We start from the raw sequence: 13,519 nt of genomic DNA on the forward strand, positions 1-13,519 counted from the left end.
TGGCTGCTGGGGACACCCCTCGTTTTTTGAGCAGGTAGTAGGAATATCTACTTATGGGATAGCCCTGTGTTTATTACTAATTCCGCATATCCCTTCTCCACTCAGTCATATCCGCCCACCGCTTCAGGCATCTCCAGATATTCCGCTTTTTTCTTGACGAGTTCAAAGATATAGCTTCTTATTTCCTTCAGCTTTTTGGCATCTTCGGTGACCTCGCATTTTTCCTCGGACCATTCCAGTGTTTGCTCTTCTCCATTCAGCCTTATCTGCCAATGCTCTTCATCATAGGGTGTCTGGTTGCAGTTTTGCCTCGCCGGTTCCAGCTTCAGCTCACCCATTACATCAATATCCCGCAGGCGGGTATAGATGTCCGCCATTTCGCTCCCGGTAAACGTCAGATCCGCAGTTGCCTCACCTTGGGTCACCAAATCCTTGGTTACGGTGCCTTCAAAGGTATTAATTTCATTCTTCCCGGTAATTCCGAAACGGACAGAGAAGGCAAAATCCTCCGGCATCACTTCAGGCATACGGTGGTCAGGCCTCTGCATTGGAGCTGCAGACTGTGTAGTGCTTCCGTTTCCTCCATCCGTGCTTTCACACCCTGCAAGCAGCAGAACCAGCAGCAGCGGCAGACAGGCCAGCAGCTTAAACATCTTCATTTCCTCCTTTGGCGGTTTCCCGCGCTTGCTCCATTTCTTTCTAAACGATGATAACACTCCAATATGTTGCAGATAGGCTGCCGAAAACTAGAAAAAGATACCATCCGCGTGGGATCGTATCTTTGTAAATGCTGTACTCAGAGAACACTTGCTCATTTTACGATGGAATATACATTTGTGTCATGCGGCTTGCCGTCCTGGACCATATAGTTTCTTAATAGCCCCTCTTGCTGAAACCCCTGTTTAACCAGCAGCGCTTTAGAGACTTCATTTCCAGTGAATACTACAGCGCCGATCCGGGTCAGCTCCATTCTTTCGAAGCCATAAGCTAGAACCCTGGACACCGCTTCCGCGGCATAACCTTTGCGCCAAAAATCCGGATTGAGCTCATAGCCAATTTCGGCCCGTTGGTGCTTTGGTGACCAGGCGTTAAACCCGATCGTCCCGATAAGCCCTTTGCTGCCCTTAAGCTCAATGCCCCACCGGATACCTCGCTTGTCCCGGAAGCTGTCTGCGAAGAAATCAACATATTCCCCCGCCTGTGCAAGTGTCGTAAGCGGCTCCTGCCCATAGTAGCGCATGACCTCGCTGCTGGAAAAGCAGGCGAAGATCCCCTCGGCATCCTCTGCTGTAATTTCTCTTAATCTAAGCCTGTCCGTCTCCAATACAGGAAATTCAAAATTCACTTTATCCCCCCCAATATAAATTGAACTTATAATTCTTCTATTTTGGGATTGGCCGTGACTACATGTAATTCTTAAGTTCAATCTATATAGCAGAGGGAAGCTGACGATTCCAGCACGCCCGCAATGTAACCGGACACCTCAAGATGATAAGGATGCACCAGATAAGCCTCCATGTCCGCCATTGATGCATACTGAACGATTAGCATAAGATCATACGAGCCGCTTCGGACGTCAATCTCTACTTTCAGATCGCGGATATACTCTATTCTCTCGCGCATGCCAAGCAATACCTCTCTTGTCTTGGCTATGCTGCCCGGACTGCTGTCCTTCAGCTTGATTATTAAATTGTTGATAATCACAGCCCGATATCCCCCTTCTCCTGCTTCTCCAGCTGCAGCATGGCCGTAGCAGCTTCGCGTCCGTTCACCAGCAGCGTTATCCGGTGTTCTCCCGGATAATGGCGGCGGGTCGTCAAATCACCCCAGCGGTGTGTCCGTGTGGCCTTTAAAGTACTGCCGCCGGGCACTGTTTTATCAGACAGGAGAAATAATTTGCGTGATGTCTTTCCTCCGGCTTTCACAAAATCAATGCCATATTCAATCCGGATTCGCACAGGGCCGCCTTGAGCAATATCAAGGCTGTACCGCAGTTCGCAGCTTCCCCCAATCTGCACGATAGCCGGATCGACAGAAAGCGAGGCATCGATAACAAGCGGTGTGTCCTCCGCTTCAGCCGCATATCCAAACAGTGCCATAATTTCCGGGACCGCCTTGCGGATCAGCGAACGGCAGGCATGCCGCACAATCCAGTCCGTGTACTCATTCTCACCTTTCCAGCGTTGGGCAATCCCGATGACAACATCAGGATGATCCTTCGCGATATCATTCAAATTGTTGGCCACACTCTTGCGCACATACAGCGACGGGTCAGCCTTCAGCCGTTCCAGCACCGGCAGCACCGGAGCCGGATCACGCTTGAACATCGGCAGCGCCTGCCCCCACGGCAGACGGGGCCGGCTACCCTCACTGGCCAGCCGCCGCACATGCTCGCTGGAATGGCCGGACCAGCGCAGCATCTGCGCCATCATCCGCTGCGGATCGCGCAGCAGGAAGGGACGAACGGCAAATTCCGCCGACGATCCTCTTGTGAACCGTTCCAAAGCCTCCATCGACCGCTCCCAGTGTTCCTCCGCCTGCCCGTACACCTCGACAAAGTCGGGGAAGATCAGGTACGGAAACCCTACACATTGAGCATCTATTGCATACAGAATATCCAAGGCGTCCTCATACCCCGAGGGCAAAAAAGACCCAAGCGTCTCTGTAATGCGCCGCATCCGTCCCTTAAGCTCCAGTTCCTCCCAAGGCGCCTTCATCGCCGACTGGACGAAGCCATCCAGATCGAACAGCCCGTATACGGCTTTAATCTTTCCGCCGAAGCCGCGCAGAAATTCCTCGTTGTACATTGCTTTTAATGGTTCAGCCATACGTTAGTCTCCTCCTGCTGTTTCATTCAGACTCTCTGTCAGGAAAGCGTAGCATAACGAACCAGACAGCCTTATGTCATATTCATTTTAAGTGTCAAAAGAACGCCTCTGGATACCTCAGCTCACCTTTAATGTCCCCCAGCTGGCCTTCCTGTAACTCATACACCTGGAATACCTCGTCCGGCACCTCAAATTGCTTTAGCTCCAGCCCAAATGCACGTGCTGGTGTAAAGCCGAATTTGGGATAATAGGAGGGATGGCCGATCAGCAGCACAAGCCCGTATCCCAGCGCCTTGCAGCGGCTGAGCCCCTCCTCGATGAGCCGTCCTCCCACGCCTTTTCCCTGATAATCGGGATGTACAGCTATAGGGGCAAGCGCAATAACGTTATGGGCCGCAATACCATCGGTAACCTTGGCTCCGCTTAACAAAATATGGCCGATGACCATCTCATTCTCCACAGCCACAATGGAAAGCTCAGGAATGAAGTCTGCCGACTCTCTTAATCTTTCAATCAGCCTCGATTCATCCTCGCGGTTTCCAAAAGCCCGGTAATTTAGATCAAATACTCGTTGGTAATCATCCGCTGTTTCTGTTCTTAAGTGCAAATCTTCCATCCCCTTTCGATATTGCTTTGCTTGCTTTAATTGATCAGCACTTCTATCTCTTCTATGCTTTTTTTCGCTCTGCTGTTCAGCCCACGCTTATCTTTAAGTCCAAGCGACTGCAGTTCATGTCCGGGATCTATGACCAGCGGCTCTGCAATCACAGACTCAAGCAATTGAACCGCTGTGCGGCAAGCGCTGAACAAAAGATCGCGGGGAATGACCCCTTTGTTCGAGCGGATGATTCCCACCAGACTTTCGGCATACATCAGCCGGACGATGCTGTCGGCGCTGAGCAGGTTGCGGGCAGCGAAGGAAGCTGTATTTCCTACGATAACAGGAGCCTGGAACTGTCTGGAAAGTGCATCCAGTGCGGACACCGCCTCCCAATCACGGATCGACAATTGCTGCAAATAATCGGTTACCATCTCCTGAAACCATTGCAGCTCCATTTCCCTTGGGATTTCATATTTCTTGTACTGCTCCAGTACACCTTCACGGTGCATCTGCACAAAGCTGCCCAAATACCGGGCAAAACATTCTTTTGCTTGCTGTGTCAGGTCATTCATGAGGGTTCCACCTTGTTCTGTAGATTGTATTTAATAAGGATTATAAGGCTCAATATGCTTAAGACTGGACTCACGGATTCCCGACTTCCGGCCTTTAAGACTGATCTCATGGCTGAACTGCATTACTTCATTATGGGCAAAATAAGTATACTCCACCTCAGGCTCATCGCTAAAACTCACTACGGCAAAAAAAGGCGGTGCTTTGATTCCCCAAACCCCTTTTACCGAAGATATCGTTTCATCGCTGTAACCCTTCTCTTCGATCAGATAGGCCTTTACCCTATGAGAAAAGATGAATTTGTTGACTTGCACGTATATTACAGCAGTCAAAATAACTAGCAGAATCAGCACAACAAGCGCTCTGTAAGCGAATTTCCTCATAGGCCTCACTAGAAAGCCACCTGCCTCCCTGCATAACCACAGTTTTATTTTCGCAAATATTACAAATTAAATCCTATTTTCAAAAGTCACAGCCTGTCGTAAAATGATTGAAATGACTTTATGGAACGATTAAAATTCGAGCCGATAAACGGAGGGACGGGACTATGCCGCAAACACTTATTAAAAATGCCGATTTTTTTGTTGCTGCCTTGTCGCAGACCTTTGTGTCCGCGCTGCAGCTTGACCCCGATGGAATGTACTCCCAGGTAGGCTTCGGGATTGTTGAGAAATTCTCCGAAGAGTATGTACGCTTAAAAAGATTCGACGGCTCCATCTCGCACTATGACAGGGATATTACGAAGTTTCAGCATAACAAGGCCTAACGCACCGCACATAAGCTTTATTTTAATTTCCCCTTTTCAGGGCAATTCCCCTGCTTTTTCTAGTAAAACAATAACTATCCGGATTTAAAAATGACCCCAACGCAAAAAAGCGGACACTTAAATTGACCCGGTGTCCACTTTTTCATGCCCTTGCAGCGGGCTATCTTATCCCTGCATTTGCTTCAGTTCATAGAAGGCTCCCCGGCGGCTCATCTCGTAAACAATTGTTCAAAATCGGGCAGGGAATTACACTTTCCAAAAATCCGTACCGGCAAAAACCTGCTCTTTGCCCGGCGCCTCTTCCCCCATGTCCGGCAAAATAGCCCAGCCTACACGCTGTTTCCTCAAAGGGTCATCCTTCGCTAAACCATATTCGCGGTAACGGACGGTCTCTTCATTGGCCGGATCCTCCCAGTTATCCCAACCGCTTGGATGAATATGCCCGCCCATGCGGCAATTCACCATCTCTGTCTTGGCATAGCCGCGCCAGGGACGGCCCAAATACACTTCATCCACATCCGGGTCAGCTGTCAGGTAACAATCCTTGAACAGGTAGCCGTAAGGCTGGCCCGGCGGTGTGGAGCCTGCCGTGATATAGCCAGGACCATCATTGTAGTGCCGCAGGCTGCGGATTTCGCAATGCTCGAAATAAGCCGTCGCACCGCCAAAAATAAAATCTACCGTACCTTCTATGTAGCAATGGGTATACAGCTGGCGGTAATGGTTATGCCGCTCTTTGAGGGGAACACCTCCGAAAGCTCCCCCCTGTTTGTTCGCCGGAGGCAGCGGGCCAGTAAACAGGGTATCCTGGTGCCCCTTTAAGATACAGTTGCGGAAGACCGTTTCGTCGCAATGTGCATATACTGCAAGCGCTTGCCCGATTTCAGTGCCTTGCCCGGCCGTGTTGGATAGGGTCAGGTTTTCCAGCACCAGCCTGCTCCCACCCAGAAACAAGGTCGGAGTGGCAAAGGTGCCCTGTTCCTCTCCAGTCTCATCTTTCTGCCTTGCGTAACGGTTGTTGGTAATCTCTACTTGTCCGATGCCCCTGATCGTCAGGTCCGAACGATAGATCCGCACAGCCTCCTCATAAATACCAGCCAGAATATACAACGTCTCCGCTTTACCTGAAGGCAGCCGTTCAAGCGCATCAACCGCCCCCTGGATCGAATGAAAATCGCAAAAGCCCTCTTTGCCCACCAGCATTTCATTTTCCTCCTCTTCCGTCCGCATGCAAATAAATTATAGCGCCCGGCAGCGTGTTCTGCCAGTATAAATTTTAACGTGTGCATTTCATAAATCGCTTGACTTGATCCCGTTCAGGAACTACACTGGAATCGTTAACAATTCTATTTCCCGGAGAGATATTATGATTACTATCAAAGATATTGCACGTGTTGCCGGCGTTTCCCATACCACCGTTTCCAGAGCACTAAACGGCAGCCCGCTAATCAAGAAAGTAACCCGGGACAAGATCGAGAAAATCGCCGCGGAAATGAATTATGTGCCGAACTACAGCGCCAAAAGCCTGGTCACCAAACGGTCCTTTACCATCGGCCTGTTCTTCTCCAGTATTGATCAGGGAACATCGTCCAGCTTTCTGGTCGACGTCATTAAAGGGATCAGCCATGTGCTGGATGAGAACTTTAACCTGACTGTAAACGGAATTGACGGCGTTCACAATTACGCCAACATTCAGCCGCAGCGCTTTGACGGTATTCTGGTCATGAGCCAGAGCGACGAGGATAACGCTTTTATCTACCATGTCAAAACAATGGGCATCCCGCTTGTGGTGCTGAACCGCCAATTGGAGGATCCCGGCATTATGAACGTTGTAGCCAATGACCGCGAAGGTGTGAAGGAAGCGATCGATTATGCCGTAACACAAGGGCATCAGCGTTTTGCAATTATTGAAGGCAAACCCGGCTTCAAGTCCTCAACCGAACGTAAACAGGGCTTCATAGATAGCCTGATCGCCCACCAGCTTCAGCTGAATTCAAGTTATTTTGCAGCCGGTGATTACAGCATTGAAAGCGGATATGCCGCAATGACAACGCTGATTGAGTTGCCTGATCCGCCTACGGCCGTCTTTTGCTCCAATGACGATATGGCTATCGGCGCCATGAATGCCTGCTATGCCCGTAAGGTCAGCATTCCGCAACAGATTTCACTCATCGGCTTCGACGATATTATGTTCGCCCGCTACACGAATCCGGCATTGACTACGGTCCGCAAACCTATTGCCGATATCAGTGAGCTCGGCACCAAGATGCTGATTCAGCTCCTGCAGCAGCCGGAGACCAAACCCCAGCAGTTGTTCGTCAAGACTTCGCTGGTCGTACGGGACACGGTCGCTGAAATTTAGGGATGTGGAAGGATCTGCCCGCCCCTGCCCTGCCGGTCCAATGCGGTCCGGCAGAGCAAATACCGGGTCCCTGATATTGTTTAAAAAAGAGCCTCTCTTTTTTAAAATAAAATGTTAACGTGTGCATATAACTATTTGAACTCAAAGGAGATCAAACCAATGTCGACAAACCGTTTATCCCGAAGCACTCACCCCCATCTGCCCCTGCATCCTGAACGGATGATTCAGTTCGGTGAAGGCAACTTTATGCGCGCCTTCGTAGACTGGCAGCTGCAGCAAATGAACAATCAAGGATTATTTAACGGAAGTGCAGTGTTGGTTCAGCCGATCGAGCAGGGTCTTGGCGGGCTGATGGCCGCCCAGGATAACCTGTATACCGTTCTGCTAAACGGAATCATGCAGCAGCAGCCTGTGAATTCACGCGAGATCATCTCCAGCGTCAGCCGGGTGATTAATCCCTATACCGATTATGAAGCTTATCTCGCTCTGGCTGAGGACGATGGGCTGGAATTCATCACTTCTAACACCACTGAAGCCGGGATTGCCTATCATCCGGGTGACCGCGCGGACGGTACGCCGCCGAAGAGTTTCCCGGCTAAGCTGACAGCACTTCTGCACCGGCGTTTTCAACTGGGCAAAAAAGGCTTCGTCATCATCCCTTGTGAGCTGATCGACCGCAACGGCGAGAAATTGCGGCAAATTGTGCAGCAGTACGCTGCGGAATGGAACCTGGGTGAAGCCTTCCTGCAATGGCTGGAACAGGAGAATACGTTCTGCTGCAGTCTGGTAGACCGGATTGTACCAGGGTATCCCCGCGATAAAGCCGCGGAGCTGGAGGCTGAACTGGGTTATCTTGACAACCTGATGGTGACTGCTGAACCGTTTCTATTCTGGGTCATTGAAGGCCCGGCATGGCTTGCAGAGAAGCTGCCGTTGGCGGAAGCCGGGCTGAATGTCGTGGTGACTGATGATATGACGCCTTACCGTGAACGGAAGGTTCATCTGCTGAATGGCCCTCATACGGCGATGGTGCCACTGGGCATGATGGCCGGCCTTGAGACGGTTGAGGATGTGATGAATGACCAAACGTTCTCCCGGTTTGTACGGGAACTGATAGAGGAAGAACTGATCCCGATGCTGGATCTGCCGAAAGAGGAGCTTCTGCCTTATGCTGACGCTGTGCAGGAGCGGTTCAAGAACCCTTTTATCCGTCATGAGCTTACATCCATTTCCCTGAACAGTATCTCCAAATTCAAAACCCGGCTGCTCCCTGTGCTGCTAAAGTACCAGCAGGAGCGCGGCAAGCTGCCGGAGCTGATTACCCTCTCCTTTGCCGGCCTGCTGCTCAGCTACCGTGGAGACCTTGTGGCGCGTCAGGACAGTCCGGAAGTGCTGGCCATTTTTGATGAAGCGTGGAGCAATCCTGCCAACTTCGTTCAGGCGATATTGAAGGACGAGAGCCTGTGGGGCGAAGATTTGTCGCAGGTGCCGGGCCTGGGAGAGGTGCTTGCGTCCCATCTGCAGAAGCTGGAAAGCTCGGACAGCCGGGCTGCACTGGAGCAGTTTGTAAGCTGAGACTTCTACCGTTGGCAGGTTAATGAACGATAGGCGGACTAACAATCACAGCTTCTTCTAAAGGTTCCAAAGCAAGCTTTAGAGGAAGCTGATCAAGGAAGTTAATCAAGGAAGTTAATGAAATCACCATACTTTTAGGAGGGACAGCATGAAGCGTCTAATGAAAATGAATCCCCGGGATACGGTAGCTGTGGCGCTGCGCCCCATTTCCGCCGGAGAAGAGCTTGTTTTTGAAGGAATGACTCTTAAGGCAGTCCAGGACATCCCGCAGGGTCATAAAATGGCGTTGACCAGCTTTGCGGCGGATGACGTTATTACGAAATATGGTTATCCTATCGGCCACGCGATTGCTCCGATTCAAGCGGGCGAATGGATTCACACGCATAACATCAAGACGAATCTGGCGGGTGAAGAGGAATATGAATACGTACCCGATCTTCATCCGGTCACTTACCCTTCCCGGGATTTGACCTTTCAGGGCTACCGCCGGACAAACGGCAAGGTTGGTATCCGCAACGATCTGTTTATTATTCCCACAGTAGGCTGTGTGAACGGCATCGCTGAGCAAATGCTGCAGGAATTCAAGGCTGAACATCCGGATATGGGAACCTTCGACAACTTTACCGTGCTTAAGCATCCTTACGGCTGCTCCCAGCTTGGCGATGACCACCGGATGACCCGCAGCATTCTGCTGGATGCCGTGAATCATCCCAACGCCGGGGGTGTGCTCGTCTTCGGTCTCGGCTGCGAGAACAACATTGTCTCCGAGTTCCGCAGCATGCTGGGTGATTATGACGAGAAGCGGGTCAAATTCCTCGTCGCCCAGGAAGTGGGTAATGAAGTGGAAGCAGGTCTCACGCTGCTGGAGGAGCTGTATGAAGCAGCTAAGGATGATGCCCGTGAGACAGTTCCGCTCAGCGAGCTGAACATCGGGCTGAAATGCGGCGGCTCCGACGGATTCTCGGGCATTACCGCCAACCCGCTGCTGGGCGCTTTTTCCGATTTCATTATCTCCCAGGGCGGAACCTCGGTACTGACCGAAGTGCCTGAAATGTTCGGAGCGGAGAAAATGCTGATGGCCCGTGCGGAAAGCCGTGAGGTCTATGAAGATATCGTATCCCTGATCAATAACTTCAAGCAATATTTCCTCTCTTACGGGGAACCGGTCTATGAGAACCCTTCTCCCGGCAACAAAGCCGGAGGCATCAGCACGTTGGAAGACAAATCGCTGGGCTGTACCCAGAAGGCAGGAACCTCCCCTGTGGTGGATGTGCTGCAATATGGCGTAAAGCTGCGCAAAAAAGGGCTCAGCCTCCTCCAGGCACCGGGCAACGATCTGGTGGCCGCATCTGCGCTGGCCGCATCGGACTGCCAGCTGGTATTGTTCACAACCGGCAGAGGAACTCCATTTGGTAGCTTTGTGCCTACGGTTAAGGTGGCGACCAACAATGAGCTTTTTGCCAAAAAAGGCCATTGGATGGATTTCAACGCCGGTCCGCTGCTGGAGGTCCCGATGGCCGATGTGCTTGAGGAGTTTATCGGCTATATTATCGATGTTGCCAGCGGTCAAAAAACACGGAATGAGCAAAACGAAGTGCGCGAGCTGGCTATTTTCAAAACTGGAGTCACGCTATAATACCCTATTTCCATTCCAAATCCATGCAAAGGGAGCGTCATTATGTTTTTAAACGATGATTTTCTATTAACAACCGACACCGCACGGCTTCTGTTCCATCAACATGCCAAAGCTATGCCCATTATTGATTACCACTGCCATCTCGATCCAAAAGAGATTTATGAAGACCGTGCATTCAGCAACCTGACCGAGGCCTGGCTCTACGGAGATCATTACAAATGGCGGCTGATGCGTGCCAACGGGGTTCCGGAATCGCATATTACCGGAGATGCCTCGGATTATGACAAGTTTCTGGCCTGGGCCCGGACCGTACCGCAAGCCGTAGGCAACCCGCTGTACAGCTGGACTCACCTGGAGCTGCGCCGTTTTTTCGGTATCCATGAGCTGCTCAACGAAACGTCTGCTCCGGCCATCTGGGAAGAAGTCAACCGCAAGCTGGCGGAACCGGCCTTCTCGCGCCGCGGACTGATCCGCAGCTCCAGAGTCAAGACCATCTGCACTACCGATGATCCGGCTGATACGCTGGAGTACCACCGGCTCTTAAAAGATTCGGAGACGGCCTTCAAGGTATTCCCTACCTTCCGTCCCGACAAGGCGCTGAACATTGACGCCGAAGGATTCCCGGCCTGGATCAAGCGGCTGGAAGAAGCATCCGGTTTAAGCGTGGTGTCGTATGCTTCGCTGCTGGACGCACTGAGAAACCGCGTGGAATTCTTCCATGAGAACGGCTGCCGCCTGTCCGACCATGCGCTGGATGTGCTGCGCTACCGTGCAGGGGAGCCTGCTGATGCCGAAGCCATCTTCGCCAAACGGCTGGAGGGCGGAATCCTCTCGCCGGAGGAAGTCACACTCTACCGCACGGAGCTGCTGTCGGCTCTAATCGGGTTCTATCACGATAAAGGCTGGACGATGCAGCTGCATCTGCACGCCTTCCGCAACAACAATACACCAATGTTTCGAAAGCTGGGACCGGATACCGGTTATGACGGCCTGAATGACCTGCCGCTGACCGAAGCGTTGTCTAAGCTGCTCGACCGCGCAGAATGCGGGACCGGCCTGCCGAAGACGATTCTTTATTCGCTGAATCCAGGCGATTATCCCGCCCTGCTGGCCTTGATGGGCTGCTATCAAAAGGACACACCGGGCAAACTCCAGCTTGGCTCCGGCTGGTGGTACAACGACACCCGCAGCGGAATGCGCGAGCAGCTGACACTGCTTGCGGACAACAGCCTGCTGGGCAATTTTGTCGGCATGCTGACAGATTCCCGCAGCTTCCTCTCCTACACCCGCCACGAATATTTCCGCCGTGTACTGTGCGGGCTGATCGGTGAACTGGCCGCGCGCGGTGAAGCGCCGGATGACGAAGTGCTGCTGGGTCAACTGGTGGAGAATATCGCGTATAACAACGCCGCCGGATTCTTCGGTTTTCCAGCCGGAGAATAAAGAAAGCAGACGCGATCTGCTCTGCAAGAGCTGGCGCAAAAACATTAATATGTAATGAAGGAGAATACTTCATGCCGACACTATATATCGCCGGTGACTCCACCGCAGCGCAGAAAGGTGCCGATCAGAAGCCGATGACCGGCTGGGGAGAATATCTTCAGGGCTATTTCGGCCCGGAAATCACCGTGGACAACCGCGCAATTAACGGACGGAGCACCAAATCATATCTCGAGCAAGGACGGCTCGCGGATATTGAACAGGATTTCCAGCCCGGTGATTTTCTGCTGATTCAGTTTGGCCACAATGACGAGAAGCAGGAGGATCCGGCCCGCTATACCGATCCCGGCAAGGACTACCGCCTCAATCTGATCACGTTTATTGATTCGGCCCGCAGCCGCGGCGGTTTCCCTGTCCTGCTGACCTCTGTCAGCCGCCGCCGCTTCACTCCGCAGGGCGATCCCGATCCGCTGGCGGTGGGAGCTTACCCGCAGGCGATGCGTGAAGTGGCGGAGCTTACCGGCACACCGCTGCTTGATCTCTTCGCTTCTTCCCAGCAGCTCTACCGGAAGCTCGGTATCGAGGGGTCCAGGCATTTATTTATGCATCTGCCCAAGAACGGGCATCCCAATTATCCGGAAGGGATTACGGATGATACCCATTTCTCTAATGAAGGGGCTAAAAAAGTGGCAGAGCTGGTAGCAGAAGCAATCCGCCATTCTGCAGACTTGTCCGCTCTTATTCAACACATGCAACCATTGCAACAGAACCGGATTTAACTAAGAAAAGGGGATGTACCCTATGTCCGCACCGCTTAATCTTGGCATCCGCGCCCATGATTTTGCCCGGCTTCCTTTGCCGGAGCTGATCGCCAAGCTGGATCAATACCGCTTTAAGCATATTCAGTTTGCGGTACGCAAATCTTTTCCCGAAAGCGTCCCCTCTCTGGCGGCATTAAGCCCGGGAACGGCGGCATACTTTGGCGAAGCGTTCCGGCAAGCCGGGGTCCGGATTGCCGTTCTCGGCTGCTATGTGAATATCATTGATCCCGATCCCGGCAAAAGAGCGCAGGCGCTAAATGATTTCAGCACCCATCTACGCCTGGCACGTGATTTCGGAGCCAGCCTGGTAGGTACAGAAACAGGCAGCGTAGGCAAGGGCTATACAACGGATAACTTTACGGAGGAAGCCTTCCAGGAGGTAGTCGTTTCGGTCAAGGCCATGGTGGCGGAAGCGGAACGTTTCGGCGTAACGGTAGGCATTGAGGCAGGCCAGAATCATCCCCTGCACTCTGCGAAGCTGACGAGGCGGCTGCTGGATCTGATTCCCTCCAATAATCTGCAGATCATTCTGGACTGCGCGAACCTGATGTCGCCCGATAATTACCGGCAGCAGGAAGCGGTCATTACCGAAGCACTTGAGCTGCTTGGGGACAGAATCGCGGTGATCCATCTGAAGGATTTCACGGTCCAGGACGGCCAAATCATCATTGTTCCTGTCGGTCAGGGGCAGCTGCAGTTTGCCCCCATTCTACATTATATGAAATACAACCGCCCGCACATTCAGAGTCTCCTGGAGAGCACCTCCGAACCGCATCTGCGGGAAAGTGTAGATTTCCTGCAACGGTTATACAGCGAAGTCTAGCGAAACGCTGCATTTCAAACACATTTCAGGACCGATTCACCGTATCTATTATGCCGGATGATTCCAGAACATGCACTCTGAAATCATCCGGTGCTGC

General features: G+C 52.1%; 15 protein-coding genes. 7 read left to right on the plus strand and 8 right to left on the minus strand.

Annotation, left to right across the window (positions count from 1 at the left end; translation table 11 throughout):
* Positions 1–101: 101 nt before the first annotated feature.
* The 7 genes from ACAN56_RS04860 to ACAN56_RS04890 form a co-directional block, all read right to left on the minus strand.
* Positions 102–653, minus strand: coding sequence for a hypothetical protein (locus ACAN56_RS04860; protein ID WP_052092227.1), 552 nt, complete (start codon positions 651–653; stop codon positions 102–104).
* 158 nt (positions 654–811) lie between these two features.
* The gene (locus ACAN56_RS04865) at positions 812–1,345 is read right to left on the minus strand and encodes a GNAT family N-acetyltransferase (RefSeq protein WP_379140815.1); all 534 of its coding nucleotides are present in this window, start codon (positions 1,343–1,345) and stop codon (positions 812–814) included.
* Positions 1,346–1,422: 77 nt separating this feature from the next.
* On the minus strand, positions 1,423–1,704 hold the full coding sequence (locus ACAN56_RS04870) for a Dabb family protein (protein ID WP_038595051.1): 282 nt from the start codon (positions 1,702–1,704) through the stop codon (positions 1,423–1,425).
* Positions 1,701–2,828: a DNA alkylation repair protein gene (locus tag ACAN56_RS04875; RefSeq protein ID WP_379140817.1), complete on the minus strand. Its 1,128-nt coding sequence runs from the start codon at positions 2,826–2,828 to the stop codon at positions 1,701–1,703. The genes ACAN56_RS04870 and ACAN56_RS04875 overlap by 4 nt, the downstream gene beginning before the upstream one ends.
* A 94-nt stretch (positions 2,829–2,922) precedes the next feature.
* Complete coding sequence (locus ACAN56_RS04880) at positions 2,923–3,444, minus strand: GNAT family N-acetyltransferase (protein ID WP_379140819.1); 522 nt, start codon at positions 3,442–3,444, stop codon at positions 2,923–2,925.
* A gap of 26 nt (positions 3,445–3,470) precedes the next feature.
* A complete protein-coding gene (locus ACAN56_RS04885) occupies positions 3,471–4,001 on the minus strand; it encodes a hypothetical protein (protein WP_379140821.1) in 531 nt (176 codons plus the stop codon).
* A 30-nt stretch (positions 4,002–4,031) separates the two neighbouring features.
* Positions 4,032–4,382 carry a DUF3139 domain-containing protein gene (locus ACAN56_RS04890; RefSeq protein WP_379141404.1) on the minus strand — a complete coding sequence of 117 codons (351 nt, stop codon included), beginning with the start codon at positions 4,380–4,382 and terminating at the stop codon, positions 4,032–4,034.
* A 164-nt stretch (positions 4,383–4,546) separates the two neighbouring features.
* Here ACAN56_RS04890 and ACAN56_RS04895 point away from each other — a divergent pair, with 164 nt between their 5' ends.
* Positions 4,547–4,765, plus strand: coding sequence for a hypothetical protein (locus ACAN56_RS04895; protein WP_340897216.1), 219 nt, complete (start codon positions 4,547–4,549; stop codon positions 4,763–4,765).
* A gap of 246 nt (positions 4,766–5,011) precedes the next feature.
* Here the strand turns inward: ACAN56_RS04895 and ACAN56_RS04900 are convergent, their stop codons facing one another.
* Positions 5,012–5,968: a pectinesterase family protein gene (locus ACAN56_RS04900; protein WP_379140824.1), complete on the minus strand. Its 957-nt coding sequence runs from the start codon at positions 5,966–5,968 to the stop codon at positions 5,012–5,014.
* A 163-nt stretch (positions 5,969–6,131) separates the two neighbouring features.
* Here ACAN56_RS04900 and ACAN56_RS04905 point away from each other — a divergent pair, with 163 nt between their 5' ends.
* From ACAN56_RS04905 to ACAN56_RS04930, 6 genes are all read left to right on the plus strand, one after another.
* Positions 6,132–7,127, plus strand: a complete 996-nt coding sequence (locus ACAN56_RS04905) for a LacI family DNA-binding transcriptional regulator (protein ID WP_379140826.1) — start codon at positions 6,132–6,134, stop codon at positions 7,125–7,127.
* 159 nt (positions 7,128–7,286) lie between these two features.
* Complete coding sequence (locus ACAN56_RS04910) at positions 7,287–8,702, plus strand: tagaturonate reductase (RefSeq protein ID WP_379140829.1); 1,416 nt, start codon at positions 7,287–7,289, stop codon at positions 8,700–8,702.
* A 148-nt stretch (positions 8,703–8,850) separates the two neighbouring features.
* Complete coding sequence (locus ACAN56_RS04915; protein WP_379140831.1) at positions 8,851–10,338, plus strand: UxaA family hydrolase; 1,488 nt, start codon at positions 8,851–8,853, stop codon at positions 10,336–10,338.
* 42 nt (positions 10,339–10,380) lie between these two features.
* Positions 10,381–11,781: a glucuronate isomerase gene (gene uxaC, locus ACAN56_RS04920; RefSeq protein ID WP_038595072.1), complete on the plus strand. Its 1,401-nt coding sequence runs from the start codon at positions 10,381–10,383 to the stop codon at positions 11,779–11,781.
* A 71-nt stretch (positions 11,782–11,852) separates the two neighbouring features.
* Positions 11,853–12,557, plus strand: coding sequence for a rhamnogalacturonan acetylesterase (locus tag ACAN56_RS04925; protein WP_379140834.1), 705 nt, complete (start codon positions 11,853–11,855; stop codon positions 12,555–12,557).
* A 22-nt stretch (positions 12,558–12,579) separates the two neighbouring features.
* The gene (locus ACAN56_RS04930) at positions 12,580–13,422 is read left to right on the plus strand and encodes a sugar phosphate isomerase/epimerase family protein (RefSeq protein WP_379140836.1); all 843 of its coding nucleotides are present in this window, start codon (positions 12,580–12,582) and stop codon (positions 13,420–13,422) included.
* The last annotated feature ends 97 nt before the right edge of the window (positions 13,423–13,519 follow it).

Origin of the sequence: Paenibacillus paludis (assembly GCF_042610515.1) — a bacterium.
Taxonomy (GTDB): Bacteria; Bacillota; Bacilli; order Paenibacillales; family Paenibacillaceae; genus Paenibacillus_AQ.